This is a genomic window from Streptomyces sp. NPDC107765, from assembly GCF_055657085.1.
The window spans coordinates 78,692-105,170 of record NZ_JBVKBL010000024.1 but is presented as its reverse complement, the minus strand read 5'-3'; the positions used below and the strand labels follow the sequence as shown (position 1 = coordinate 105,170).

Sequence of the window (26,479 nt, the reverse complement as noted above, 5' to 3'; positions counted from 1 at the left end):
TCAGAGCTTCTTGGCCTCGTCGGCGGGCGCGGCCTCGTCGGCGGGCGCCGGGTCGGCGTCGGGGCGGCTCTCGACGCGCCGCTTCAGTCCTTCCAGGGCGCGCTCGATGATGACCTTCTCGGCCTTGCGCTTGATCATGCCGAGCATCGGGATCTTGACGTCGACGGTGAGCTGGTACGTGACCTCGGTGACGGTGCCGTCCTTCAGTGCGGCGAGGCGGTAGGAACCGTCCAGGGCGCGCAGCATCTGGGACTTGACCAGGGACCAGCTGACCTCGTCGGCGCCGGTCCAGGTGTAGGCGAGGGTGTGGTCGTCCTTGATCGCGCCGGCGTCGAGCAGCAGGCGCACCTGTACGGCGCGGCCCTGGTCGTCCGTGGCGAGCACCTCCGCCTCCTTGACCTCTCCGGTCCACTCCGGGTAGCGGTCAAAGTCGGCGATCACTCCCATCACTTCGGCGGGCGCCGCCTCGATCGTGATGCTAGAGCTGGTGTGTTCGGCCATCGCCGTGACTCCTCCATGCCGATTCATGCCGGTCCGCCGACGCTCACGCGGTGTCCGCAAGGTGCTGTCTCTGCTGCTGAAGGCTACCGCGCGGGGAAACGGGAGCGAACGCAGCCGGACGCAGCAGGACCCAGCGGGACACAGCCGGATGCCGGTCCTGCGCGGCCCGACCGTGCCCGCCCGGGTTCACCACGTCAGGACGTAGGGCCTGCCGGTGGCGTTGAAATGGCCGACATTGACGCATTCCGTGTCTCCGATGCGCATCCGGCGGGCGAGCGGCTGGTGGACGTGGCCGAAGAGGGAGTAGCGGGGGCGGGTGGTGCGGATGGCGTCCAGCAGGGCGCTGCTGCCGCGTTCGAAGCGGCGGGCGACGGTGTCGTAGCAGAGGTCGGGGACGTCCGGCGGGATGTGGGTGCACAGCACGTCGACCTCGCCCACCGCCTCGATCTTGGCGGCGTACTCCTCGTCGCTGATCTCGTACGGGGTCCTCATCGGGGTGGCGAGGCCGCCGCCGACGAAGCCGAAGACCCGGCCGCCGATCTCCACCCGCTGCCCGTCGAGGACGGTGGTGCCGGGGCCGGCGTACTCGGGCCACAGGCGCGGCATGTCGACGTTGCCGTAGGTGGCGTACGTGGGGGTCGGGAAGGCCGCGAAGAGTTCGGCGTACTGCTTGCGGACCGCGCCCTCGATGACCGCCTCGCGGCTGTGGCCGGCGGCGTCGAGTTCGGCCCAGAGCCGGCGGCCCAGTGCGCGGGCCTCGTCGAAGCGGCGGGCGGTGCGCAGTTCGACGAGGGTGTCGGCGTGCGCGACGCCGAAGAGGTCCGGGAAGATGCCGCGCGAGTGGTCGGCGTAATCGAGGAAGAGCACCAGGTCGCCGAGGCAGACCAGGGCATCGGCACCGTTCCCGGCCGCCGCCAGGTCCCGGCTGTTGCCGTGAACGTCACTGACCACATGCACGCGCATGGCGTCACCCTAGATCGCCCGGCGGGCGACGGGGAGGGCCCCCTCAGGTTCACCGGGGCCGCGGTTACTTTCGGGTCACCGACCCGCTGGTCTAGTCTGCGCGGAACAGTCCCCATGGCGTGTCCGCAAGCGTGTGACGCATCAAACATCTGGTCGCGACCCCCTATCCCAAAAGCAATACCGGTGGGTAACGTCCGGGCAGTCCAATCCCCCAGCATGATCATGGACCGCCGCCGGTGTGCACACAGCGTCGTGGCGCCGGCGCTTTTGAGGAGCAGCAGTCTTGCGCGAGTTCAGCCTTCCGGCCCTGTACGAGGTCCCCGCGGACGGCAATCTGACGGATCTCATCCGCCGAAATGCCGCGCAGCACCCGGATGTTGCCGTCATGGGGCGCAAGGTGAACGGCGGGTGGCAGGACGTCACCGCCGCCACCTTCCTCGCCGAGGTCCGCGCCGTCGCCAAGGGCCTGATGGCTTCCGGCGTCCAGCCCGGCGACCGGGTGGGGCTGATGTCGCGCACCCGTTACGAGTGGACGCTGCTGGACTTCGCCATCTGGAGCGCCGGCGCGATCACCGTGCCCGTGTACGAGACCAGTTCCGCCGAGCAGATCCAGTGGATTCTCGGCGACTCGGGCGCGGTGGCCTGCCTGGTGGAGTCGCCCGCCCACGAGGCGACCGTCGAATCGGTCCGCGACCGGCTGCCCGAGCTGGAGAACATCTGGCAGATCGAGCGGGACGCGATCGCCCGGCTGCGGGCCGCCGGCGCCGGGATCACCGACGAGGAGGTGGACGCCCGCAGCGCCCTCGCCGACGCGGACGCGCCCGCCACGATCGTCTACACCTCCGGTACCACCGGCCGCCCCAAGGGCTGTGTGCTCAGCCACCGCAGCTTCTTCGCCGAGTGCGGCAACGTCGTCGAGCGGCTGCGTCCGCTCTTCCGCACCGGTGACTCCTCGGTCCTGCTCTTCCTGCCGATCGCCCATGTCTTCGGGCGCCTGGTGCAGGTCGCCTCCGTGATGGCCCCGATCAAGCTGGGCCACGCCCCCGACATCAAGAACCTCACCGAGGACCTCGCGTCCTTCCGGCCGACGCTGGTGCTGGGCGTGCCCCGGGTCTTCGAGAAGGTCTACAACTCGGCGCGGGCCAAGGCGCAGGCCGACGGCAAGGGCAAGATCTTCGACAAGGCGGCGGACACCGCGATCGCCTACAGCCGGGCGCTGGACACCCCCGACGGCCCGCCGCTCGGCCTGAAGCTCAAGTACAAGGTCTTCGACCGGCTGGTCTACGGCAAGCTGCGGGCCGTGCTCGGCGGCCGGGCCACCCATGCGATCTCCGGCGGCGCGCCGCTCGGCGAGCGGCTGGGCCACTTCTACCGCGGCATCGGCTTCACCGCCCTGGAGGGCTACGGCCTGACGGAGTCGTGCGCGGCCACCGCGTTCAACCCCTGGGACCGCCAGAAGATCGGCACCGTCGGCCAGCCGCTGCCCGGTTCGGTGGTCCGGATCGCCGACGACGGCGAGGTCCTGCTGCACGGTGAGCACCTCTTCACCGAGTACTGGAACAACCCCACGGCCACCGAAGAGGCGCTGTCCGACGGCTGGTTCCACACCGGCGACCTCGGCACCCTCGACGAGGACGGCTATCTGGCCATCACCGGCCGCAAGAAGGAGATCCTGGTCACCGCCGGCGGCAAGAACGTCGCGCCGGCCGTCATCGAGGACCGCATCCGGGCGCACGCCCTGATCGCCGAGTGCATGGTCGTCGGCGACGGCCGGCCGTTCATCGGCGCGCTGATCACCCTCGACGAGGAGTTCCTGCCGCGCTGGGCCGAGGAGCACGGCCGCCCGGCCGGCAGCACCCCGGCCGAACTGGCCACCGACCCGGAGCTGCTCGCCGCGGTCCAGCGGGCCGTCGACGACGGCAACGCGGCCGTCTCGCAGGCCGAGTCGGTGCGCAAGTTCCGTATCCTGCCGGCCCAGTTCACCGAGGAGTCGGGCCATGTCACGCCGTCGCTGAAGCTGAAGCGGAACGTGGTCGCCAAGGACTTCGCCGAGGAGATCGAGGCGATCTACCGGGGCTGACGCCATCCCAGGGGATCATGGCCGGAATCCGCCGCCGGGGCTGTGTGCCGCGGCGGCGGTTCGCGTGATGGCGGCGGTTCGCGTCGGGGCGCCCGTACGGCCCCGGCTACAGCAGCTCCTTGAGCCGTTCCGCGAGCAGGTCCCAGCGCCACTTCTCCTCCACCCAGGCGCGCCCGCGCTCGCCCATGGTGCGGCGCAGGGCGGGGTCGTTGAGGAGGGTGACCAGGCGTTCCGCGGTGGGGGTGGGGGAACCGCCGGGCACCACCCAGCCGGTCTCGCCGTCGAGCACCGCGTCCGGCGCACCGCCGGAGTCCCCCGCCACCACGGGCAGCCCGGTGGCCGAGGCCTCCAGGTAGACGATGCCCAGCCCCTCGACGTCGAGACCGCCGCGGCGGGTGCGGCAGGGCATCGCGAAGACGTCACCGGCGCCGAAGTGGGCCGGCAGCTCCTCCCACGGCACCGCGCCGGTGAAGCGCACGGATTCCGCCACGCCCTTCTCCCGCGCCAGCGCGCGCAGCTCCTTCTCGTACGGGCCGCCGCCGACGATCAGCAGGACGGCGTCCGGGACGGCGGCGAGGACCGCCGGCATCGCCTCGATGAGGGTGTCCTGGCCCTTGCGGGGCACGAGACGCGAGACGCAGACCACGACCGGGCGGCCGGCCAGTCCGAGCCGGGCGCGCACCGCGTCGCCGCCCGAGCCGGGGTGGAAGGTCTTCTCGTCGACACCGGGCGGCAGTTGGACCATCCGGGACGCGGCCGCCGGGGTCAGCGCGGCGGCGATCCGGGAGCGGGTGTACTCACCGAGGTAGGTGAGGGTGTCGGTGCCCTCGCCGATCCGCCGCAGCAGCTGCCGGGCGCCGGGCAGCTGCGCCCAGCCCGCCTCGTGGCCGTGCGTGGTCGCCACGATCCGCCGCGCGCCGGCCTCGCGCAGCGCGGGCGCCATCAGGCCGAGCGGGGCCGCGGCGCCGAACCAGACCGAGGAGCAGCTGTGTTCGCGCAGCAGGCCGACGGCCCGCCGGGTCACCCTCGGGGTGGGCAGCAGCATCGTCGTACGGTCCCGGACCACCGGGAACGGCTGGTCGGCGTCGAACGCGGCGGTGGCCGCGATCCCCTCCGCGCTCCGCTTCCAGGTCGAGGCGTAGACGACCACCTGGGTGGGATCCAGCCGCAGCGCCATGCTGTGCAGGAAGGCCTGGATGCCGCCGGGGCGGGGCGGGAAGTCGTTCGTGACGATCAGGGTCTTGTGCACGAGGCCCGAGGCTACCCGCCGACGGGCGCACGGTGGCCGGGAGGCCCGCCACGCCCGCACCGCGGCGACGCCCGGTGACCGGCCGCCGACGGCATGATGCAGACCACGGCGGACAGGCGGAGGTGGCGATGGACGGCGCCGGCGGGGCGCGCGGGAGGTGGCTCGCGGTCGCGGCCTGGGCGGTGACCCGGGCCGTGCTGCTGCTCTGCGTGCTGAAGGTGCTGGTGCTGCCGGGCCCGGACGTCACCACCGACGTCTCGGTGATCTACCACGGCTGGGCCGAGGTGCTGCGGACCGGCACCTTCCCGGTGGACGACGTGACCTGGCAGTACCCGCCGGCCGCCGCGCTGGCGGTGCTCTCCCCCGGCCTGCTGCCGTTCCTGGGCTACGCCCCGGCGTTCCACCTGGTGGTCCTGGCCGCGGACGCGGCGACGCTGGTGCTGTTCCTGCGGGCCGGGCGGCGGCCCGGCCACCGGGCGGCCGGGGCGTGGGTGTGGATCGCCGGCGTCGCCCTGCTGGGCCCGACCGGGTACGCCCGCTACGACCTGATGGTCACCGCGGTCGCGGTCGCGGCGTTGCTCGCGGCGGCCCGCCGGCCCTGGGTGGCGGGCGCGCTGATCGCGTTCGGGACGCTGCTGAAGGTGTGGCCGGCGCTGCTGCTGACCGGGGCGGCGCTGCGCGGCCGCCGGGCGCGGGTCCTGTGGTGGAGCGCGGTCGGCACCGGGGCCGGGCTCGCCCTGTTCTTCGTGGTCGCCGCACCGGGCGCGACGGCGTTCCTGACGTTCCAGCGCGACCGCGGTACCGAGGTCGAGTCGCTCGGCGGGCTGGTGTTCCACCTCGCCCGCCACTACGGCTGGGGCGGCCGGGTGCTGCTCCACTACGGTTCGGTGGAGTTCCTCGGGCCCGGCGTCCCGCTCGTCAGCACCGCCGCGGTCGTGCTGAGCGGGGCGGCGCTGGGCTGGCTGGTGCTGTGGCGGACCCGGGCGCGCCGGTTCACCCGGGCGACGCCCGCCGACGCGGCCTTCACCGCCGCCCTGCTGTTCACCACGACCAGCCGGGTGATCAGCCCGCAGTACCTGCTGTGGCTGGTGGGGCTGGCCGCGGTGTGCCTGGCCGTCCGCGGCAGCCGGCAGACGCCGGCGGCGGTGCTGGTGCTGCTCGCCACCGGCGTCACGCTGCTGGAGTTCCCGGTCCACTTCGCCGACGTCGTGGCGAGCACCCCCCTCGGCGTCGCGCTGCTGGCGGTGCGCAACGGGCTGCTGGTCGCCGCGTCGCTGCTGGCCTGCCGGCGGCTGTGGACGGCCACCGGCGCCGGCCTGCGGAACACCGCGAGCGGCGGCTCCGGCCTGCGCCGGGCGCCCGCGCCGCGCACCGTCACCGCTCCAGCAGCCGCTTCACATAGGCCCGCCACTGCCGGGTGAACTCCCCCAGCCCGACGCCCAGTTGGGTCCGCAGGGCCCGGTCGGTCAGCTCGCTGCGGCCGGCCTCCGGCCGGTGCCCGGCACCGGCCGCCGGGGGCCCCGGACGGGCGGACGCCGCTCCGGCGGTGGCCACCTCGATCGGCGCGTCCCCGGTCGCCGCCGAGGTGCGCAGCGCGCTGCGGCCCGCCGCCTTGTAGAACGCCAGCAGCTTGGGCTCGCCCCACTTCTCGGCGATCATGCGGCAGGCCAGCCAGCTGCCCTCGTACGCCGTCGCCAGCCGGTCCGCGCCGGCCCGGAAGCCGAAGTCGGCGTCGGTCGGGAGCCGGCCGGGCGGCTTGCCGGCCCGCACCGCGCGGGTCAGCTCGGGCGCGGCGGTGGCGGGCTTGCGGTGCAGCCCGCGGTAGGCGACCCAGTCGGCGAAGCCCTCGGACAGCCACAGCGGGGTGGCCGCCGTGGTGACCGTACGGGTGGCGACATGGGTGGTCTCGTGGGTGAGGACGACCTTGCGGCCCAGGTCGTTGAGCTCCTCGTAGGCGTCGGGGTTGACGATCACCCGGTCCGCCGGCGCGTTGGTGGTGACGCCCGCCTCGCCGGTGGTGACCGCCGCGATGCCGGTGTAGCCGGACGGGTCGTCGCTGCCCATCAGCTGCGCCATCCGCTCGACCGAGTCCGGCGCCTCCACCACGACCTTCTCGGACCACCGGCCCTTCCAGGCGGCGGAGACCGCGGGCACCGCCCGGTCCACCCGGCGCACCAGGTCCGCGAGCCGCGCCGGGTGGGAGGCGCCGCCCAGCACCACGCTGTACCGGCCGCGGACCACCCGTACCGGGCCCTGGTCCCACAGCTGCCGGTTGCCGCTGCGGCCGGCCGGTGCGCCGTCGCGGTCCGAGGAGATCAGCCAGCGGCCGTCCCGCTCGGTGAGGGTGAGGTACTGGACGGCGTTGACCGGCGCGGTGTCGTAGCCCTTGAGGCGGTAGCGCAGCCGGACCTTGGCGGCCAGCCGCTCGCCGCCGTCGCCGGGCGGCAGCGGGAAGGCGTCGGTGGCGTCGAGGTCGTAGTGCCAGTCGGTCACCGGGACGCCTGCGAGGTTGCCGAACACGGCGCGCTGGCGGTTGCGGAAGGCGGTGGCCCGCGGGTCCACGGCGGCCAGGAAGCCGGCCTCGTCGCGCTGCTCGACGGCGTGCGCCCGGCCGTCGAGCATCCGCTGGACGTCCGGGAAGCGGGCCGACGACGAGGGCCCGGGTGCGCAGCCGGCCAGCGGGGCGAGCAGCGCGAGTCCGCTCAGGGCGGCGCAGGCCGCCGCCCCGGCCCGTACCGGCCGTTTCGCCCGCTGGTCCGACATGCGGACGATCGTAGAGCGGGCCCGGCCGGGGCAAAAACGCAGGGAGCGGCGCTCAGGGCCGGGTGACGGCCGAGATCGGCATCATCCCGACCGGGTCGTAGCGCACCCGGGCGCCGGGATAGGGCGCGTGCACGACCTGGCCGTTGCCGACGTACATCCCGACGTGGCTGGCGTCCGAGCGGTAGACGACCAGGTCCCCGGGCCGGATCCGGCCGAGCGGCACCGGGCGCCCGGCGCCGCGCTGGGCCTGTGACGTACGGGGCAGCGAGACGCCGGCCCGGCGGTAGGCCCATTGGGTGAGTCCGGAGCAGTCGAAGGCGCCGGGGCCGGCGCTTCCCCAGGCGTACGGGGAGCCGACCGCGGCACGGACCGCGGCGACGGCCGCGGCGGCCCGCCCGGAGGCCGGTACCGCCCCGGCCGGGTCGGGCACCGCCCCGGCCCGCCCCTCGCTGCGGGCGGCCCGCTCCCAGGCCGCCCGGTCCGCCCGCGGCAGGGCGTTCAGCAGCCGCTGGGCGGTGGCCAGCTTGCGCTGGACGTCCTTCTTGTGGCGGGCGACCTGCGTGCGGCTGGCCTCCAGCTCGGCGAGCTTGACGGCGGTCTCCCGGCGCTGCTGTTCCAGTGAGCGCTGCGCGGCCCGCAGTTCGCGCAGCCGGTCGGCCTGGTGCCGGCCGAGCCGGTCCAGCGCGGAGGCCTTCTCCAGGTAGCTGTCGGGGCGCTCGGAGAGCATCAGCTTCAGGGCCGGGTCCATGCCGCCGGCGCGGTACTGGGCGGCGGCCAGCGCGCCGAGCCGGCCGCGCATCCGGTTGACCCGCTCCTGGGCGCGGGCGGTGCGGTCCTGGAGGTCGGCCACCTCGGCGCGCAGCTTCCTGGTCCGGGCGTCCGCGCCGTCGTACTTCTCGGTGGCCCGCTCCGCCTGCTCGTAGAGGGCGTCGACCCGGGCGGTGGCCGCGCCCCGGCCGGCGGCCGGACGGGCGGCGGGATCGGCGGAGGCCGGCGGTGCCGACAGCGCGGCGGCCGCGGTCGCCAGAGCGGCCGACAGAACGGTGACCCCGGCGAGGGTGGCCTGGCCGTGCTGCGGGATACGGCGGTGGGACGCCACGGGAGCCGCACTCCTTCCCCTGTGCAGCCCCTGCCGCCCGGGAGGGCGGTCGGTGACCGGATGCTGCGAGGGCAGACAGTAACGGCGCCGGTCCACACCGGCCAAAGACCCCATTTCGTACGCAAAAAGCCGCCCCGGCGGTGACTGTGCAGGTCACCGGCGGGGCGGCGGGTCAGCCGCGGAGGCCGCAATTCGCCCGTTCGGGCGGCAGGTTGAGACGGTTGTGAGGCTTTTCAGACCCGTACACCGGCGCATTGGTTACACCGGTGAACAGCAGCCCCGTGCGTGCTCAGACCCGCACGCCGAATGCGAACGGCATGTTGTTGATCGACTCGTAGCGCACCGAGGCACCGGGCTTCGGGGCGTGCAGCACCGTGCCGTTGCCGGCGTAGAGGCCGATGTGGTGCAGGTCGCTGTAGAAGAGCACCAGGTCGCCGGGCTTGAGGGCGCTCTGCGAGGCGATCCGGGTACCGGCGTTGGCCTGCTGCTGCGAGGTGCGCGGCAGCGACTGGCCGGCCTGTGCGTAGGCCCAGGAGGTCAGGCCGGAGCAGTCGAAGGACGACGGGCCGGTGGCGCCCCAGACGTAGGGCGAGCCGATCTTGGACTGGGCGGCGGCGAGGGCGGCCGCACCGCGCTGCGAAGCCGGCACGTCGTCACCGAGGTTGACCCGCTCGTTGCTGCGGTTGGCGCGGTCCTCCTTGGCCTGCATGGCCGCCCGCTCCTTGGCGGTCATGGAGTTGAGCAGCGCCTGCGCCTTGGCGAGCTTGCCCTTGATCTCGTCCTTCTTGTCGCCGAGCGCCTTACGGGTGTCGGCGAGGTCCTTGATCTTGGCCGCGGCCTCGGCGCGCTCCTGGGCGAGCCGGCGCTGCTTCTCCGCGATGACCTTGAGCTGCTCGGCCTGCTTGCCGCTCAACTGGTCGAGGGTGGCGGCCTTTTCGAGGTAGCTGTCCGGGTCACCGGAGAGGAACAGCTGGACCGAGGGGTCGATGGACCCGCTGCGGTACTGGCCGGAGGCGACCGCACCCACGCTCTTGCGGAGCTGGTTCAGCTCACCCTGGCCACGGGCGACCTTGTCCTGGAGGTCGTCGACCTCCTTCTGGAGCTTGTCCTGCTGCTCCTTGACGCCGTCGTACTTCTCGGTGGCCTGCTCCGCCTCGTTGTAGAGCTTGTCGACCTCGGACTTGACGTCCTGCTTCGACTGGTGGGGGTCGGCCTGGGCGACCTGGGACGACAGGGCGACGGCCGCCGCGGCGGTGGCGGTGAGCACGGTGACGCGAGTACGGCTCGGCTGCTTGGGTCGACGGTGGGACGCCACGGGGGCGAGCTCCTTCTTCCTCCAGCCGCCTACCGGGTGGGGGGGTGAACCCCGGCTCCGCGGGAACGCTGCGGACTCGGCGGTACCTTCACTGTTCATCCCGGGTGGATGATCACCTTAATGAAGGCTCGGGCCCTGACCTTAGTAACCGAGCTGTGATCGCTTCAAATCCTCACGGGAAAAAACTGCGCCACCAGCCCCACTCTTTACCAACATCACACAGGCAGTAAGCGCCAATTGACGCTCAGATACGGATCGGCCGCACAGGTCAAGCGCATTGCTTCCGGCCGGAAAGCACTCCCGGCCCGGCCTCACGTACGGGCAAGTCGCTTGAGCAGCAGGGCCGATGCGACCGGACGGGCGCCGGCCTTGGCCACACCGTCCGCCACTTCGCGGTCCGTGGAGACCACCACGACCGGCCGGCCGGGCGGTTCGGCCCGTACCAGCTGACGAATCAACTCATCGGCCGTTACGCCCGGTTTGCTGAAAAGGACCCTTACGCCCCGCGGTGGCGCGAGCAGCACCGGCGCCGCCAGCTCCGCACCGTCGAAGACACAGGTCATCTCCGCACCGGTCTGCGCCGCCAGCACCGCGAGCCCGCCCAGCAGCCGCAGCCGCTGCTTGTCGAGCGGCATGGTCGGATAGCCGGTTTTGGTGACGTTGTAACCGTCCACCACCAAATGCGCCTGGGGCAGCGCCAGAAGCTGGTCCAGCAACGCGGGGTCCATCTCGGACAACGCACGCGTCGCGATGTCCTTCGGCGTCATCCGGCCCGGCGCGACCGCCTCGACGGTGTCGGCCGGATGCACGCTGGCGGGCGGCAGCGCCAGCTCGCGCCGCAGCCCCTGGGCGGCGTCCAGCACCGTGTCCAGCAGCAGCCGCAGCCGCATGTCCTCGACGCTGCGCCCCTCGCGGGCGGCCCGCCGGCTGGTCTCCAGCGCGGCCTCGGCCTCGGCGATCCGGGCCTTGAGCCGGCGCACCTCGCTGTCCGCCGCGGTCTTCTCCGTCGACGCCCGGTCCCGCGCGTCGACCAGCGCGGCCTCGGCCTTGCGGACCGCCGCCTCCCCGCGCTTGACGTCGCTGAGCGCACTGCGCAGCTTGCGGCGCAGCGACTCGTTCTCCCGGCGGGCGGCCTCCAGGTCGCCCCGGATCCGCTCGGTCTCCGTACGCGCCTCGCCGCGCGCCTGTGCCAGCTCCTCGCGCAGCCGGACCAGCTCCCGCTCGGCCTCCGCGCCGGCCCGCTCGTCGCGCGCCCGCTGCGCCTCCTCACCGGCCGCCGCGACCAGCTTCACCCAGCCGTCCGGGCGCAGCACATAGGCGGCCGCGGCGACGTCGAGCGGATCGGCGGCGGCCGGCGGAGTGCCGCTCTCCAGCGCCTCGGCCAGCTCCGGCTGGGCCTCGCGCAGCTTCCCCGCGATCCGCTGCCGGAAGACCGCGTCGCTCTCCAGCGCCGCGGCCATCGCGTTCCCGGCGAACTTCGCCCGGCGGGTGGGGGTGAACCGGGCGTACTGCCGCAGCGGCGGCGGGAGTTCGGCGACGGTCAGCGCGCCGAACGACTCCGCGGTGAGCGCCACGACACGGCGCCGTACGCCCTCGGGCAGCGGTCGGTCGAGCACCTCGTCCGCCGCACCCTCGGGTACGTCATGACGCTCGGCCCCCGGCTCCCCTTCTGGACGGTCCACCACGGCTGCTTCGCTCCGATCTCAGGCGCTCGCGCCCGGCCGGTCCACCAATTCGATCTGGTCGACCGCGTTGCACCAGCGGCAGCGCACGGACTCGATGCTCTCACTGAGGACCTCGCGCTCCTCCACCTTGGGCTCGCCGGCCAGGTCCAGGTGGACGTACTCCACGACCTTGGCCTGGCGGGTCACATCGAAACGGGTGAGGTTGCCGCACAGCGTGCAGCGCCACCGGGTTTCGGCCGTCGGCAGGGGAACAGCCATCGTGTCGTCCTCTTTCGGTGCTCGTCGGTCGTCTGCTGCTGCGCCGTTCACGCGGTGCGCCGTCGGACTGCGGAAGTACGCAAAGTACTGCCTGCAACCCTACGGCCTGATGGGGGGCGGGTGCGGCCCTGCCCGGGAGCCGGGACGCGGCGAGGCACTCTGCCCCGATTGCCCGCATTACGCCATGATCACCTCATGACGGCGCCGGCTCCCCCACCCCGTTCTCCCCGTTCTTCTCGGTCTCCCCGTTCTCCTCGTGCTCCTCGTTCCGCCCGTCCTCTCCTCCCCCGGCTCTTCTTCCGTCGGCCGCGCTCCTCCGGCCCGCTCCCCCGCCCGCCGCATCCGGCCCGGGCCCTGGCCGCGATGTTCTCCCGGCTGACGAACGTGCTGATCGCCCTGTGCTGTGCGGTCTTCGTGATCGGCCCCGCCTCGGGCCTGAACCGGACCTACGGCACCGGCGACGCGCTGCTGCGGGCCCAGTCCGCGTACTTCGAGCGGTGGGGCGTGGTCCCCGTGGAGCTGTGGAGCGGTTCCCTGCGGGCGCTGATCACCCCGCTCTCCGCGCTGTTCGTGCACGGCAGCTGGCTGCACCTGCTCGGCAACATGCTGTTCCTCTACGTCTTCGGCGGCATGGCCGAGGCGCGGATGGGCCGGCTGCCGTTCGCGGCCTTCTACCTCATCATCGGATACCTGGCGCTGCTCGGCTACGCGGCCGCGCACGCCGCCTCGGCACAGACGCTGGTGGGCGCCTCCGGCTCGATCGCCGGCATTCTCGGCGCCTTCCTGTACCTCTTCCCCCGGGCCCGGGTCACCAGCGTCTTCCCCTTCCTCTTCTTCCTCCCGCTGCGCTTCCCCGCCTGGGTCGTCCTGCTGTTCTGGTTCTTCCTCCAGTGGCAGGCCGCCCAGGACGACCCCAACGGCCCCGGCGTCGCCTACCTCGCCCACGTCATCGGCTTCGCCCTCGGCTTCCTCTACGCATGGCTGCGCTACCGGAGGGATAGTGTGGGATCCACCAGCGGGAACGTCCGGGCGAATGAGGGAGAGAGCCAGCCGTGATCACGTCGATCGTGCTCATCAAGACCAGCGTGGACCAGATCCCGGAGATCGCCGAGAAGATCGCCGCGCTGGAAGGGGTCAGCGAGGTCTACTCCGTCACCGGCGCGCACGACCTGATCGCGATGGTCCGCGTCGCCAAGCACGATGACCTCGCCGACGTCATCCCCGGCCGCATCAGCAAGATCCCCGGCGTCGCCTCCACGGAGACGCACATCGCCTTCCGCACCTACTCGCAACACGACCTGGAGGCCGCGTTCGCGATCGGGCTCGACGCGTAGCGCTGCGCTTCGGGGTGCCTCCCACGTACTTGGCCGTCCCGCCGCGGGGCGCTGCGCTTCGCGGTGCCTCCCACGTACTTGGCCGTCCCGCCGCGGGTGTTGTTCGCCGTTGCGCTTTGCGGCGCCCCGCACGTAGCTGACTCTCCCGCCGCGGGTGTTGTTCGCCGTTGCTCCCCCACTGCCTAAAGGGCGTGGGAGGTACCCCCAGCGGCGGGCGTTTGTGTGTCGAGTGCGGTGACAGCCCTCCAGACTTCGTCCTCCGGTCTGTCCCCTCCCGTTGGTGGGAGTTAGGAGGCCGGTGGGGGCGGGCCTCGTTCAGAAAGTGCCTGGCGTCGTGGGGTAGTTGGGAATACCCTCCCCAGCCCGTCGAGTTGAGGCCCTGCAGGGGGCCCTCGCAACCCTTACGGGATCTGTTCGACCGTCCCGTAGGGGTAGCCAGGTCCCCTTGCATGCCTCAACGCCCGCCCCCACGCACCGCATTCCTCTCCCCCAACGGGAGGGGACGGGCCGGAGGGGCCGGTGTTTGGGACGTAAAGCGACAGCAGTCCCAAACACCGGCCCCGGAGGCCCGTCACCGTACCCACCACAACCCCAGCCCGCCGCAGGCGCCACGGCGACCAACTCCCGCGGCGCCGCAGACAACCACGTGCGGGGCGCCGCAAAGCGCAACGGCGACCAGCAACCGCGGCGGGACGGCCAGGTACGTGGGGATCAGGCGTCAGCCGGTACGCAACGGCCGTTCTCCGTGCGGTAGTTCCAGCGGGCGCCGTCGGAGACGAGTTCCCTGACCGCGCGCACGAAGCGGTCGACGTGTTCGTCGGGGGTGCCGGCGCCGAAGGAGACGCGGATGGCGTTGAGGGATCGCTCGCCGGGGGACGCGTCGGGGGCGCCGCACTCGCCGGGGTCCTGCGGGTCGGTGCCCAGCAGGGTGCGGACGAGCGGGTGCGCGCAGAAGAGGCCGTCGCGGACGCCGATGCCGTACTCGGCGGAGAGCGCGGCCGCGAAGTGGGAGCTGTTCCAGCCGTCCACCACGAAGGAGAGCACGCCGACGCGCGGGGCGTCGTCGCCGAAGAGGGACAGGACGCGCACCTCGGGGACCTCGGCCAGCCCCGCGCGGACCCGCGCGATCAGCTCCTGCTCACGGGCGACGAGCGTGTCGAAGCCCGCCTCGGTGAGCGCCTTGCAGGCGGAGGCGATGGCGTAGGCGCCGATGACGTTGGGCGAGCCGGCCTCGTGCCGGGCGGCCGTGGTGTGCCACTCGACGTCGACGCCGCCGTCGGTGCGGCGCGAGACCGTGCGGCTGGCGCCGCCGCCCGCCAGGTACGGATCGGCGTCCTGGAGCCAGTCGGCGCGGCCGGCCAGGACACCGGTGCCGAACGGCGCGTACAGCTTGTGGCCGGAGAAGGCGACCCAGTCGACGTCCAGTTCGGCGAGGTCGACGGGGTGGTGCGGGGCGAGCTGCGCGGCGTCGAGGACGATCCGGGCGCCGTGCGCATGCGCCGCGGCGGCCAGCTCGCGGACCGGCCACAGCTCGCCGGTGACGTTGGAGGCGCCGGTGACGCAGACCAGGGCCGGGCTGTACGGCTCGCGGTCGGCGAGCGCGCGCTCCAGGGTCGCGACGGCCTGCTCCGGGGTGCGCGGGGCGTTGAGGTAGGTGACCGTCAGGTCGGCGCGCTGTTCCCACGGCAGCAGCGACGCGTGGTGCTCGGTCTCGAAGACGAACACCCGGGTGTTCTGCGGGAGTACGGCGGCGAGCAGGTTCAGCGAGTCGGTGGTGGAGCGGGTGAAGACCAGTTGGTCGTCGGTGCGGCAGCCGAGGAAGTCGGCGATCGTGCGGCGGGCGTTCTCGAAGAGGTCGGTGGAGAGCTGCGAGAGGTATCCGGCGCCGCGGTGCACGCTGCCGTAGTAGGGGGCGTAGGCGGCCACGTCGTCCCAGACCCGCTGCAGGGCCGGGGCGCTGGCGGCGTAGTCCAGCGCGGCGTAGTCGACCTCGCCGCCGGTCACGAGGGGGACCAGGACGTCGCGGCCGAGGACCGGCAGCGGGGCACAGACGGAACGGTCGGCGGCAACGGCGGAAACAGACATGGCGAACTCCCGTGAGGCGTAAGCGAATTCGCTGCGGGGCAGAGGCGCGTGCGGCGCTTTCGGGTGTGCCGAAGCGCGCGGCGCGGGGCGCAGCGTGAAAAGGAAAAAGGGTGCGGAAAAGGGGCCGTTGAGCCCTATCGCATTCGCTGATTCACGGAAGTTCTCCCTCGAGGACCAGGATCCCTGGCGAGGGATCCGCGCTTGCCGCAGACCTCGCTGCCTGCGGCCTGGTCATCACCCGGGGCACCCCGCCACGGAAGGAGGGTTGCCGGACAGCGGGCCGGGGCCTGTGTCGCTGTCACTCGTGACCTGCGCAGCATCATGCCACAAGAGCATTTACGCGCAAGGGCTCAGTCCATATGACGGACTGAGCCCTGCGTCACACCCTGCGTCACCGGCCGCTCAGGCGTTGCTGGCGGCCACCCAGCGCTCCAGCGCCCGCTTGGCCGCGCCCGAGTCGATCGACGCGGCGGCCTGCTCGATGCCGAGGCGGATGCGGTCGGCCAGCGGGGCGTCCGACGGCTCCAGCGCGGCGAGCGCGGCCGCGGAGTTCAGCAGCACCGCGTCACGGACCGGGCCGGTCTCGCCGTCCAGCAGCCGGCGGGCGACGTCCGCGTTGTACGAGGCGTCCGCGCCGCGCAGCGCCTCGACGGGGACGAGCGGGATGCCGACGTCGCGGGGGTCGAAGGACTCCTCGCGGACCGTGCCGTCCCGCACGATCCAGACCCGGGAGGTGGCCGTCGTGGTCAGTTCGTCGAGGCCGTCGTCGCCGCGGAAGACGAGGGCGGACGAACCGCGTTCGGCGAGCACGCCGGCCAGGATCGGCGCCATGCGGGCGTCCGCGACGCCGGTCGCCTGGGCCTTCACCCGGGCGGGGTTGGTCAGCGGGCCGAGCACGTTGAACGTGGTGCGGATGCCGAGCTGGCCGCGGGCGTTGGCGACGTGCCGGAGGGAGGGGTGGAACTTCACCGCGAAGCAGAAGGTGATGCCGGCCTCCTGGGCCACCTCGGTGACCCGCTGCGGGGTGAGGTCGAGGTTGACGCCGAGCTTCTCCAGGACGTCGGAGGCGCCGCTGGCGGAGGACGCGGCGCGGTTGCCGTGCTTGACGACCTTGGCTCCGGTGCCGGCCACGACGATCGAGGACATCGTGGAGATGTTGACGGTCTTGGCGCCGTCGCCGCCGGTGCCGACGATGTCGACGCTGGGGCCCGGGACCTCGATCAGCCGGGCGTGCGCGTACATCGTCCGGACCAGGCCGGAGATCTCCGCGACGGTCTCGCCCTTGGCACGCAGGGCCACCGCGAAGCCGGCGATCTGGGCGTCGCTGGCCTCGCCCCGCATGATCCGGTCCATCGCCCAGGCGGTGTCGTCGGCGGTGAGGTCGCGGCCGTCGAGCAGGGCGTTCAGGATGCCCGGCCAGGTGTGGGCCGCCACGCTGTCGCCGCCGACCGGGGTCACAACGTTCATGGTCCACGCTCCTGGTCTGTGTCCTGCTTATGTCGTCACCCTATCGAGAGGGGCGATATGCCGGAGGGCCCCGTCCGACGTGCGGACGGGGCCCTCTGGGTGGCGTACTACCTACGGTGCGCTACGAGGCGCGCAAGGGATCAGTGGTGGCCGTGGCCGCTGGTGATCTCCTTGTACTCCTCGACCGTGGGCTTGGGGATGACGTTGTCCTCGCCGTAGTAGCTCTTGGAGAGCTTGGCGCGGAGCTTCTGCGACCGCTTGATCTTGCGGCGGACGCCGTTCTCGTCGACCTCCGGGCCCAGCTCCAGCGGCTCGGGCTGCTCGTGCTGCGTCAGGAAGTGCAGCTGCTCCTGGTCGAGCGGCTCGTGGACCTCGATGAACTCGCCGTGCGGCAGGCGCTTGATGATGCCGGACTCGCGGCCGTGCAGCACCTTGTCCTTGTCGCGCCGCTGCAGACCCAGGCAGATCCGCTTGGTGGCGATGAAGCCCAGCACCGGCCCGACGAAGAACGCGATCCGGACGAACCAGGTGATCGAGTTGATCGACAGGTGGAAGTGGGTCGCCCACAGGTCGTTGCCGCCACCGATCAGCATCACGAAGTACGCGATCAGCCAGGCCACACCGAAGCCGGTGCGGGTGGGCACGTTGCGCGGGCGGTCCAGGATGTGGTGCTCGCGCTTGTCACCGCGGACCCAGGACTCGACGAACGGGTAGACCGCGATGGCGACCAGGACGAGCGGGAAGAGGAGGATCGGGATCAGCACACCGAAGTTGATGGTGTGGCCCCAGAAGTTCCACTCCCAGCCCGGCATGACACGGACCAGGCCCTCGGCGAAGCCCATGTACCAGTCCGGCTGCGCACCAGTGGAGACCTGGTCCGGCCGGTACGGCCCTATGGCCCACACGGGGTTGATGCTGGCGACCGCGGCGATCACCGAGATCACGCCGAAGACCAGGAAGAAGAAGCCTCCGGCCTTGGCCATGTAGACCGGCAGCAGCGGCATGCCGACGACGTTGGTGTTGGTCTTGCCGGCACCCGGGAACTGCGTGTGCTTGTGGTAGAAGACCAGGATCAGGTGCGCCACCAGCAGGCCGAGCATGATGCCCGGAAGCAGCAGCACGTGCACCGTGAAGAACCGCGGGATGATGTCGTGCCCGGGGAACTCGCCGCCGAAGATGAACATCTGCAGGTACGAACCGACCAGCGGCATCGCCAGGATGACGCCCTCGATGAACCGCACGCCGGTGCCGGAGAGCAGGTCGTCGGGGAGCGAGTAGCCGGTGAAGCCGGTGAACATGCCGAGCACCAGCAGCAGGAAGCCGAACAGCCAGTTGACCTCGCGCGGCTTGCGGAAGGCGCCGGTGAAGAACACCCGCATCATGTGGACCATCATCGCGGCCAGGAAGACCAGCGCCGCCCAGTGGTGGATCTGGCGGATGAGCAGACCACCCCGGACGTCGAAGCTGATGTCCAGCGTCGACTCGAAGGCCTGGGTCATCCGGATCCCCTGCATGGGCACGTAGGACCCGTGGTAGGTCACCTCGGCCATGCTCGGGTGGAAGAACAGCGTCAGGTAGACACCGGTCAGGATGATGATGATGAAGCTGTAGAGCGCGACCTCACCCAGCATGAAGGACCAGTGGTCCGGGAAGATCTTGCGCATGTTGGACTTGGCGAGGCTGTAGATGCCCAGCCGGCCGTCCGCCCAGTCGGCGATCCGCTCGCCCCGCGGCGCCTGGCCGCGGCGCGTGGTGGTCGCGCTTGTTTCGTTACTCATCCGCGCTCCCAGAAGCTCGGGCCGACGGGCTCCTCGAAACCGCTGGCGGCCTCCAGGAAGCCGTCCTTCACCGTGATGTGCAGCTGCGGCAGGGCGTGTCCGGCCGGGCCGAAGATCACCCGACCGCCGTCGGAGAGGTCGAACGTCGACTGGTGGCAGGGGCAGAGCACGTGGTGCGTCTGCTGCTCGTACAGGCTGATCGGGCAACCCACGTGGGTGCAGATCTTCGAGTAGGCCACGATGCCCTCGTGGGACCACGCGAGTTCCTGCTTGTCCTTGATGTTCTGCGGCTGGATCCGCACGAGCATCAGGGCGTCCTTGGCGATCTTCTCGTTGAAGTCCTCCTGGTCCTCCTCCAGGCCCTCGGGCTTGGCGAAGGTCAGGGAGCCGACCGCGATGTCCTCGGGACGCAGCGGGAGGTTGGTGGACTGGTTGACGAGGCGAACGCCCTTCTTCCAGTTCGTCGTGCGCAGCTTCGTCCCGGGCAGCGGCCCGAGGTCACGCAGCAGGACGACACCGGAGAGCGGCACCAGGGCCAGCGCACCGAACATCGTGTTGCGGATCAGCTTGCGGCGGCCGAATCCCGACTCCTCGGCACCCACCTTGAAGTCCGCCAGGACCTTGGCCTTGACCTCGGGGCTGGCCTCGATCGGGTGGCGGTCGTCGGCGACCTCCACGTCCGACATCAGCGTGCGGGCCCAGTGGACCGCGCCGGCGCCGATGCAGAACAGGGCGGCACCCAGCGTCAGGCCGAGCGCGAAGTTCAGCGCGCTGATGTGGCCGATCGGCCAGATGTAGACGATCTTGTCGATCGGGATGGCCACATAGGCGGCGATGAAGGCCACCGTGGCAATCATGGACACCAGGAAGAGCAGGGCGACGGTGCGCTCGGAGCGCTTGGCGGCCCGCTCGTCGATGTCCTGCTTGCGGTGCTCGTGGGCCGGCAGGCCCGGGTCGGCGAACGGGTCGTCCGCCGGGCGCACCGCGCCTTCGTGAGCCTCCCGCTCAACGGGCAGGTTTTCTTCTGGCACGTCTTCGTGTCGTCCAGTCTCGCTCATGACTTCTTGGCCTTCGTAGTCCGGGCTGCGACCCAGATGGCGACCGCGACCAGCGCGCCCAGGCCGAAGATGTAGCCGAAGAGCCCCTCACTGACCGGACCGAGACCGCCGAGGTCGAGGCCACCGGGGCTCTCGGATTCATCGCCGTTGACGGCGCCGAGGTACGCGATGATGTCCTTCTTGTTCTGCTTGCTCAGCGAGCCGTCACCGAAGGAGGGCATGTTCTGCGGGCCGGTTTCCATGGCCTCGTAGATGTGCTTGGGGTCCACGCCCTCGAGCGTCGGTGCGAACTTGCCGTCGGTGAGGGCGCCGCCCTTACCGGTGAAGTTGTGGCACTGCGCGCAGTTGGTGCGGAACAGCTCGCCGCCCTTGGCGATGTCGGCACCCTCGGAGTTGTACTGCGACTTCTCCGGGATGGTGGGGCCGGCACCCAGCGACGCGACGTAGGCCGCCAGCTGCTCGCGCTGGGCGTTGTTGTAGATCGGCCTCTTCCGCGGCACCTGGGCGCCGGGCTGCTGGGCCGGCATGCGGCCGGTGCCGACCTGGAAGTCGACGGCTGCCGCGCCGACACCGACCAGGCTCGGGCCGTCGGACGTGCCCTGACCGCCGGTGCCGTGGCAGCTGGCACAGCCCACGGCGTAGAGCTTCTTGCCCTCCTTGATGGCAAGGGACTGGGCGGTGTCATCGGCCTGAGCCTTGTCCGCCGGCGCGAACGCGGCGTACAGCCCCCCGGTGACCGCCAGCGCGAAGAGTAGGACGACGAGCGCCGCCAGCGGATGGCGCCGTCGTGCGGAGAGCTTTTTCACGGATTACCCCGGTGTCAGGATCTTCTGCGTCGATGCTTTGGCTATGTCTGTCTGATCTGCGGGTCCGGTCGGACCGGTCAGCGGATCAGGTAGATCGTGGCGAAGAGGCCGATCCAGACGACATCGACGAAGTGCCAGTAGTAGGACACGACGATGGCCGCGGTGGCCTGCGTGTGGGTGAACCTCTTGGCCGCGTACGTCCTGCCCAGGACCAGCAGGAAGGCGATCAGACCGCCCGTCACATGCAGTCCGTGGAAGCCGGTGGTCAGGTAGAACACCGAGCCGTACGGGCCGGACGAGAGCGACAGGCCCTCGTGCTTGACCAGCTCGGTGTACTCGAAGACCTGACCGCCGATGAAGATGGCACCCATGATGAAGGTGACCACGAACCAGGCCCGGAGCTTCTTGACGTCGCCGCGCTCGGCCGCGAAAACGCCGAGCTGGCAGGTCAGCGAGCTGAGCACCAGGATCGTGGTGTTGGTCGCGGAGAACGGAAGGTTCAGCGCACTGGCCGATTCCTTCCAATAAGCCTCTCCGGTCACGGATCGAAGGGTGAAGTACATCGCGAAGAGGGCCGCGAAGAACATCAGCTCGGAACTCAGCCAGATGATGGTTCCGACGCTGGTGAGGTTCGGCCGATTGACCGACGGGTGCGCGTGCCCGGTTTCTACTGTCGTTGCTGTCGCCACGACCGACATTATGTCGGTCGCTTATCCCGCCCTCACTCCGGGGGGTGCCGTTCGGTGTGTCAAGGACGTATGGCCTGCTCGTACGGCCCATTTCCGGCGTCGCCCGAAGGAGGGAAGGCCGGCCGCCGGTACGGTGCTCCGGCTCGTGCGGGCCCGGCGCTGACGGGCCGTCGGGCAGATCTTCGGTCCTTTCGCCCCCTGCTGCCGGGGCCTGCCGCGGGAGTAGCATCCGGCCCATCAGCCCCACCCGATGCTGTGCCGCTACGAAGAGCGTGGAGGAACGATGCAGGCGACTGCCACGGTGCTGGTCTACAGCGACAACGCGGGCACCCGCGAGCAGGTCCGGCTGGCGGCCGGCCGGCGCCCGGCCGCCGATGCCCCGGAGATCGAGATCCTGGAGTGCGCCACCGCACCGGCGGTCCTCGAAGCCCTGGAGCAGGGCGGCATCGACGTCTGCGTGCTGGACGGCGAGACCGCGCCGGCGGGCGGCATGGGCGTCTGCCGGCAGATCAAGGACGAGATCTTCCGGTGCCCGCCGGTGCTGCTGCTGATCGGCCGCCCGCAGGACGCCTGGCTGGCCACCTGGAGCCGCGCGGACGCCGCGGTGACCCATCCGATCGACCCGGTGGCCTTCGCCGACGCCCTGGCCGGCCTGCTGCGCCGCAGGAACCTCGTACAGGTCTGAGGCGCGGGCCTGGAGGGCCGCTGGGAGCCGTGTGGCGGCCCTTTCAGATCTTCGGGCGCAGTCGGGCGTCGGAGCCGGGGTCCTGCTGGCGCTCGGCGGCTCCTGTGGTGCTGGACGCCTTGTTCTTGAGGGCGCTGCCGGCGCGCCATTCCTTCCAGGGCATGTTCCAGTCGCCGAAGCCGTTGTCGAACGGCGTCATGGTGTCGCCGCCGCTGTTGATGACCTTGACGATGTCGCCGACCCGCACGGTGTTGAAGAACCACTGGGCGTTGCCGGTGGACATGCCGGTGCAGCCGTGACTGACGTTGGCCGCGCCCTGTGATCCGACGGACCAGGGCGCGGCGTGCACGTACTCCCCGCTCCAGGTCACCCGGGTGGCCCAGTAGACCGGCAGGTCGTAGGAGTCCGAGCTGCCGGCGGCGATGCCGACGGTGGAGCTGCGCATCCGGACGAAGCTCTCCTTGCCCAGGACGACCTTGACGCCGTTGCGGGTGGAGAAGCCGGGCTTGCCGGTGGTGACCGGGATGGTGTTGATGGACGTGCCGTTGCGCAGCACGGTCATCTGGTGCGCCGCCGCGTCGGTGATGGCTTCCAGGCGGTCGCCGGTGGTGAGCCGGACGGGCTTGGAGGGGCCGCCGTAGAGGCCCTTGGCGATCTTCAGGCCGGCCAGGTTGCTGTGCACCGAGATGGTGGCGTGGGCGGGCCAGTACTCCTTCGGGCGGAAGTGCAGCTTCTTGTCGTCCACCCAGTGCCAGGAGCCCTCGACGCGCGGCATGGAGTCGACCTTCAGGGCGCTCTCGACGACGGCCCGGGCCTTGGGGTCCTTGATGGCTTGGCTCAGCTCGGCGGTGACCGGCTGGCCGACGCCGTATTCGCCGCTGTCGGGGCCGAAGGTGGCGGTCAGCTGGCCGTCCGCGTCGGTGGTGTGCACCGTCAGCGTCTTGCGGCCGGGCGTGCCGTCCTCCTCCTCGGTGCTGACCCGCACCGTGTAGCGGGTGCCGGCGGCCAGCGGCACGGTGGTGCGCCAGTGCCTGCCGTCGGCGCTCAGTTCGCCGCGTACGAAGCGGCCGGTGGAATCGGTGGCGGTGACGTCCGTGATGCGCGCGTCGTCATCCTTGACGGAGACCTCGATCGGTTTGTCGGGGTCGGCTTTCTGCTTTCCGTCCGGGGTGTTGGCGGTGATCTGGTCGCCCGCGTCGTAGGGATTGGCGGAGAGCGGTTCCGACGCCGAGCCCCCGCACGCGGCGGTGCTCACCGCGAGGGGCACGAGCAGGAGGCCGCAGCTCAGCACCGTCCGGGTTCGAGGTCTGTGACTCATGCCCCAAAAATATGAAGAATCACCTGCTCCAGCGCGCTGGAGGACTGCAAACGGGTAGCCCCCGCTGCCCCGAACGGGGCGGGCCCGGACACCTTTTGAGGTGTCCGGGCCCGCTGTACGGCGTGTTGCCGTGCTTTTGGCGCCTGAAGCGCCTACTGCGTGCGGTTCTCGCCGCGGTAGTACTCGAAGACCCAGCCGAAGAGGCCGACCAGGATCACCGGGAGCGAGAAGTACAGCAGCCACCAGCCGAAGACGACGCCCAGGAAGGCGAGCGCACCACCGACGGCCAGGGACAGCGGCTGCCAGCTGTGCGGGCTGAAGAAGCCCAGCTCACCGGCGTCGTCGGAGACCTCCGCGTTCTCGTTGTCCTGCGCACCCGCGTCGACCCGCCGGGCCGTGAAGGCCAGGTAGTAGCCGACCATGATGCACAGGCCGAAGGCGAGGAACAGTGCGGTGGTACCCGCGGGCTCCTTCGACCAGACGCCATAGACGATCGCCATGACCAGGACGAAGACGGAGAGCCAGATGAACATCTTGCCCTGGATCTTCACTTGCCCGCCTCCTTGCCACCGGCGATGGCCTTGTCCTCGTCAGTGCCGTGGCCGTTGTGCAGCGCGTCGAGGGCTGCGATCTCCGGGTGGTGCAGGTCGAACGCCGGGGATTCGGAACGAATGCGCGGCAGGGTGAGGAAGTTGTGCCGCGGCGGCGGGCAGGAGGTCGCCCATTCGAGCGAACGGCCGTAGCCCCACGGGTCGTCGACCTCGACCTTCTTGCCGAACTTCGCCGTCTTCCAGACGTTGTAGAGGAACGGCAGGATCGACAGGCCCAGCACGAACGAGCTGATCGTCGAGATGGTGTTCAGCGCCGTGAAGCCGTCGGCCGCGAGGTAGTCCGCGTAGCGCCGCGGCATGCCCTCGGCACCCAGCCAGTGCTGGACGAGGAACGTGCCGTGGAAGCCGATGAACAGCGTCCAGAACGTGATCTTGCCGAGCCGCTCGTCCAGCATCTTGCCGGTGAACTTCGGCCACCAGAAGTGGAAGCCGGAGAACATCGCGAAGACGACCGTTCCGAAGACGACGTAGTGGAAGTGCGCCACGACGAAGTACGAGTCGGAGATGTGGAAGTCCATCGGCGGCGAGGCCAGGATCACACCGGTCAGACCACCGAAGGTGAAGGTGATCAGGAAGCCGACCGCCCAGAGCATCGGCGTCTCGAAGGACAGCGAGCCCTTCCACATCGTGCCGATCCAGTTGAAGAACTTCACACCGGTCGGAACGGCGATGAGGAACGTCATGAAGGAGAAGAACGGCAGCAGCACGCCACCGGTGACGTACATGTGGTGCGCCCACACCGTGACCGAAAGGCCGGCGATCGAAATCGTCGCCGCGATCAGACCGATGTAACCGAACATCGGCTTCCGGGAGAACACCGGAATGACCTCGGAAATGATGCCGAAGAACGGCAGCGCGATGATGTACACCTCTGGGTGTCCGAAGAACCAGAAGAGGTGCTGCCACAGCAATGCCCCGCCATTTGCGGCGTCGAATACATGGGCACCGAATTTACGGTCCGCCTCCAGGGCGAACAGCGCAGCGGCCAGGACCGGGAAGGCCAGCAGGACCAGCACACCGGTCAGCAGCACGTTCCAGGTGAAGATCGGCATCCGGAACATCGTCATGCCAGGCGCACGCATGCAGATGATCGTGGTGATGAAGTTGACCGAACCGAGGATGGTGCCGAAGCCGGAGAAGGCCAGACCCATGATCCACATGTCGGCGCCGACGCCCGGCGAGCGGACCGCGTCCGACAGCGGGGAGTAGGCGAACCAGCCGAAGTCGGCGGCACCCTGCGGGGTGAGGAAGCCGGCCACCGCGATCAGCGAGCCGAAGAGGTACAGCCAGTACGCGAACATGTTCAGCCGCGGGAACGCCACGTCGGGCGCGCCGATCTGCAGCGGCATGATCCAGTTCGCGAATCCGGCGAACAGCGGCGTCGCGAACATCAGCAGCATGATCGTGCCGTGCATCGTGAACGCCTGGTTGAACTGCTCGTTCGACATGAGCTGCGTACCCGGACGGGCCAGTTCGGCGCGCATGAGGAGCGCCATCAGGCCGCCGATGCAGAAGAACGCGAACGACGTGACCAGGTACATCGTGCCGATGGTCTTGTGGTCAGTGGTCGTCAGCCACTTCACGGCAGCGATACCGGGTTGCTTCTTGCGGACGGGCGGTGCAGCCGGAGCCGTATCGGCGGCGGCACCCTGAGGTTCGTTGAGGATGCTCACTGGTTCTTCGTCTCCGCATTCCTGGCGTGATCCGTCTGCTTGATGCCCGACGGCAGGTATCCGGTCTGGCCCTTCTTCGCCAGGTCCTTCAGGTGCGCCCGGTACCGCTCAGGGGACACGACCTTGACGTTGAAGAGCATCCGGGAGTGGTCGACGCCGCAGAGCTCGGCGCACTTGCCCATGAAGGTGCCCTCCTTGTTGGGGGTCACCTCGAAGACGTTGGTGTGGCCCGGGATGACGTCCTGCTTCATCAGGAACGGCACCACCCAGAAGGAGTGGATGACGTCACGAGAGGTCAGCACGAACTGGACCGTCTCGCCCTTCGGCAGCCACAGGGTCGGGCCCGGGTTGCCGGTCTGCGGGTTGCGCTCGCCCGGGGTGCCGGTGTCGTAGACACCGTCAGCACCGGCCGGCGCGGTCTTCTTCCACTTGTCCGGGATCGCGGAGAGCGCGCTGGAGTTGATGTTGGTGGTGGACTTGTTGCCGTCCACGTCCTCCAGGTAGTTGAACGCCCAGCTCCACTGGAAGCCCACCACGTTGACGACGTGGTCCGGCTTCTTGGAAGTCTTCAGGAGCGCGCTCTCATCGCGTGCGGTGAAGTAGAACAGCACCGCGATGATGATGAAGGGGACGATGGTGTACAACGCCTCGATCGGCATGTTGTACCGGGTCTGCGCGGGGACCTCCACCTTGGTCCTGCTGCGGCGGTGGAAGATCACGCTCCAAATGATCAGGCCCCACACCAGCACGCCCGTTGCGAGGGCGGCGGCCCAGGAGCCCTGCCAAAGAGAGAGGATCCGCGGCGCCTCGTCGGTGACGGGCGTTGGCATGCCGAGGCGGGGAAAGTCCTTGTATGTGCAACCTGTAGCGGTCGCCAGGACCAGGCCCGCAGCAAGCACCTGCGGCAGCTTCCGCCGCATCGGGCGCCGCGACGAGCGGTCGGAGCCGTTGGGACTCACGTAGCGCCTTCCCGAGAGTCTCGCCCGCGCGGTCGGCTGCGGCCTTACTCGCTGGTCGGTCGCCGCCCTGCGTCGGGCAGGGGTTTGGATGTTTATGCGGACC

23 protein-coding genes and 1 riboswitch are annotated in these 26,479 nt (G+C 70.6%); of the genes, 5 read left to right on the top strand and 18 right to left on the bottom strand.

Annotated features, from left to right (window positions below; translation table 11 throughout):
• Together ACZ7MX_RS37510 and ACZ7MX_RS37505 are read right to left on the bottom strand one after the other, a co-directional pair.
• Positions 1-501 (bottom strand): SRPBCC family protein, encoded by a 501-nt coding sequence (locus ACZ7MX_RS37510; protein ID WP_030415468.1) that lies wholly within the window; start codon positions 499-501, stop codon positions 1-3.
• 186 nt (positions 502-687) lie between these two features.
• A complete protein-coding gene (locus ACZ7MX_RS37505) occupies positions 688-1,464 on the bottom strand; it encodes a metallophosphoesterase family protein (protein ID WP_472138899.1) in 777 nt (258 codons plus the stop codon).
• Positions 1,465-1,747: 283 nt separating this feature from the next.
• Between ACZ7MX_RS37505 and ACZ7MX_RS37500 the strand changes: the two genes are divergently transcribed.
• The gene (locus ACZ7MX_RS37500) at positions 1,748-3,544 is read left to right on the top strand and encodes an AMP-dependent synthetase/ligase (RefSeq protein WP_472138897.1); all 1,797 of its coding nucleotides are present in this window, start codon (positions 1,748-1,750) and stop codon (positions 3,542-3,544) included.
• 106 nt (positions 3,545-3,650) lie between these two features.
• Here ACZ7MX_RS37500 and ACZ7MX_RS37495 read toward each other — a convergent pair whose 3' ends face one another.
• Positions 3,651-4,793, bottom strand: a complete 1,143-nt coding sequence (locus ACZ7MX_RS37495) for a glycosyltransferase family 4 protein (RefSeq protein ID WP_472138895.1) — start codon at positions 4,791-4,793, stop codon at positions 3,651-3,653.
• A 128-nt stretch (positions 4,794-4,921) separates the two neighbouring features.
• Between ACZ7MX_RS37495 and ACZ7MX_RS37490 the strand changes: the two genes are divergently transcribed.
• The gene (locus tag ACZ7MX_RS37490) at positions 4,922-6,214 is read left to right on the top strand and encodes a glycosyltransferase 87 family protein (RefSeq protein WP_472138893.1); all 1,293 of its coding nucleotides are present in this window, start codon (positions 4,922-4,924) and stop codon (positions 6,212-6,214) included.
• On the opposite strand, the gene ACZ7MX_RS37485 is transcribed toward ACZ7MX_RS37490, so the two are convergent.
• The 5 genes from ACZ7MX_RS37485 to ACZ7MX_RS37465 all read right to left on the bottom strand — a co-directional run bounded on the left by ACZ7MX_RS37485 (position 6,168) and on the right by ACZ7MX_RS37465 (position 11,913).
• On the bottom strand, positions 6,168-7,556 hold the full coding sequence (locus ACZ7MX_RS37485; protein WP_472138891.1) for a hypothetical protein: 1,389 nt from the start codon (positions 7,554-7,556) through the stop codon (positions 6,168-6,170). The two genes, ACZ7MX_RS37490 and ACZ7MX_RS37485, sit on opposite strands and share 47 nt — an antisense overlap.
• Positions 7,557-7,608: 52 nt before the next feature.
• On the bottom strand, positions 7,609-8,655 hold the full coding sequence (locus tag ACZ7MX_RS37480) for a C40 family peptidase (RefSeq protein ID WP_472138889.1): 1,047 nt from the start codon (positions 8,653-8,655) through the stop codon (positions 7,609-7,611).
• A gap of 289 nt (positions 8,656-8,944) precedes the next feature.
• Entirely contained in the window at positions 8,945-9,970 is a 1,026-nt protein-coding gene (locus tag ACZ7MX_RS37475) for a C40 family peptidase (protein WP_472138887.1), read from the bottom strand.
• A gap of 311 nt (positions 9,971-10,281) precedes the next feature.
• Positions 10,282-11,655, bottom strand: coding sequence for an NYN domain-containing protein (locus tag ACZ7MX_RS37470; protein WP_472138885.1), 1,374 nt, complete (start codon positions 11,653-11,655; stop codon positions 10,282-10,284).
• 18 nt (positions 11,656-11,673) lie between these two features.
• Positions 11,674-11,913, bottom strand: a complete 240-nt coding sequence (locus ACZ7MX_RS37465; protein WP_030415459.1) for a hypothetical protein — start codon at positions 11,911-11,913, stop codon at positions 11,674-11,676.
• Positions 11,914-12,276: 363 nt separating this feature from the next.
• Between ACZ7MX_RS37465 and ACZ7MX_RS37460 the strand changes: the two genes are divergently transcribed.
• Positions 12,277-12,969 carry a rhomboid family intramembrane serine protease gene (locus tag ACZ7MX_RS37460; protein ID WP_472138883.1) on the top strand — a complete coding sequence of 231 codons (693 nt, stop codon included), beginning with the start codon at positions 12,277-12,279 and terminating at the stop codon, positions 12,967-12,969.
• Positions 12,966-13,247 (top strand): Lrp/AsnC family transcriptional regulator, encoded by a 282-nt coding sequence (locus ACZ7MX_RS37455; RefSeq protein WP_030415457.1) that lies wholly within the window; start codon positions 12,966-12,968, stop codon positions 13,245-13,247. The genes ACZ7MX_RS37460 and ACZ7MX_RS37455 overlap by 4 nt, the downstream gene beginning before the upstream one ends.
• Before the next feature lie 711 nt (positions 13,248-13,958).
• Here the strand turns inward: ACZ7MX_RS37455 and ACZ7MX_RS37450 are convergent.
• The 6 genes from ACZ7MX_RS37450 to ctaE all read right to left on the bottom strand — a co-directional run bounded on the left by ACZ7MX_RS37450 (position 13,959) and on the right by ctaE (position 21,139).
• Positions 13,959-15,332: an aminotransferase class V-fold PLP-dependent enzyme gene (locus ACZ7MX_RS37450; RefSeq protein ID WP_472138881.1), complete on the bottom strand. Its 1,374-nt coding sequence runs from the start codon at positions 15,330-15,332 to the stop codon at positions 13,959-13,961.
• 192 nt (positions 15,333-15,524) lie between these two features.
• Positions 15,525-15,642, bottom strand: a riboswitch (SAM riboswitch).
• Positions 15,643-15,734: 92 nt separating this feature from the next.
• The gene (gene trpD, locus ACZ7MX_RS37445) at positions 15,735-16,799 is read right to left on the bottom strand and encodes an anthranilate phosphoribosyltransferase (protein WP_472138880.1); all 1,065 of its coding nucleotides are present in this window, start codon (positions 16,797-16,799) and stop codon (positions 15,735-15,737) included.
• Positions 16,800-16,939: 140 nt separating this feature from the next.
• Complete coding sequence (qcrB, locus tag ACZ7MX_RS37440; protein ID WP_310728038.1) at positions 16,940-18,577, bottom strand: cytochrome bc1 complex cytochrome b subunit; 1,638 nt, start codon at positions 18,575-18,577, stop codon at positions 16,940-16,942.
• Complete coding sequence (gene qcrA, locus ACZ7MX_RS37435) at positions 18,574-19,635, bottom strand: cytochrome bc1 complex Rieske iron-sulfur subunit (RefSeq protein WP_472138878.1); 1,062 nt, start codon at positions 19,633-19,635, stop codon at positions 18,574-18,576. The genes qcrB and qcrA overlap by 4 nt, the downstream gene beginning before the upstream one ends.
• Positions 19,632-20,441 carry a cytochrome bc1 complex diheme cytochrome c subunit gene (qcrC, locus tag ACZ7MX_RS37430; protein WP_201801955.1) on the bottom strand — a complete coding sequence of 270 codons (810 nt, stop codon included), beginning with the start codon at positions 20,439-20,441 and terminating at the stop codon, positions 19,632-19,634. Before qcrC ends, qcrA begins: the two co-directional genes overlap by 4 nt.
• Positions 20,442-20,518: 77 nt before the next feature.
• Positions 20,519-21,139, bottom strand: a complete 621-nt coding sequence (gene ctaE / locus ACZ7MX_RS37425; RefSeq protein ID WP_006606088.1) for an aa3-type cytochrome oxidase subunit III — start codon at positions 21,137-21,139, stop codon at positions 20,519-20,521.
• 274 nt (positions 21,140-21,413) lie between these two features.
• Between ctaE and ACZ7MX_RS37420 the strand changes: the two genes are divergently transcribed.
• Positions 21,414-21,815: a DNA-binding transcriptional response regulator gene (locus ACZ7MX_RS37420; RefSeq protein WP_030415451.1), complete on the top strand. Its 402-nt coding sequence runs from the start codon at positions 21,414-21,416 to the stop codon at positions 21,813-21,815.
• A 43-nt stretch (positions 21,816-21,858) separates the two neighbouring features.
• Here ACZ7MX_RS37420 and ACZ7MX_RS37415 read toward each other — a convergent pair whose 3' ends face one another.
• From ACZ7MX_RS37415 to ctaC, 4 genes are all read right to left on the bottom strand, one after another.
• Positions 21,859-23,133, bottom strand: coding sequence for a L,D-transpeptidase (locus tag ACZ7MX_RS37415; RefSeq protein ID WP_472138876.1), 1,275 nt, complete (start codon positions 23,131-23,133; stop codon positions 21,859-21,861).
• A 152-nt stretch (positions 23,134-23,285) separates the two neighbouring features.
• Positions 23,286-23,684: a cytochrome c oxidase subunit 4 gene (locus ACZ7MX_RS37410; protein WP_235470585.1), complete on the bottom strand. Its 399-nt coding sequence runs from the start codon at positions 23,682-23,684 to the stop codon at positions 23,286-23,288.
• Positions 23,681-25,417, bottom strand: a complete 1,737-nt coding sequence (gene ctaD, locus ACZ7MX_RS37405; protein WP_472138874.1) for an aa3-type cytochrome oxidase subunit I — start codon at positions 25,415-25,417, stop codon at positions 23,681-23,683. The genes ACZ7MX_RS37410 and ctaD overlap by 4 nt, the downstream gene beginning before the upstream one ends.
• Positions 25,414-26,376 carry an aa3-type cytochrome oxidase subunit II gene (ctaC, locus tag ACZ7MX_RS37400; protein WP_391926303.1) on the bottom strand — a complete coding sequence of 321 codons (963 nt, stop codon included), beginning with the start codon at positions 26,374-26,376 and terminating at the stop codon, positions 25,414-25,416. The genes ctaD and ctaC overlap by 4 nt, the downstream gene beginning before the upstream one ends.
• Positions 26,377-26,479: the final 103 nt, after the last annotated feature.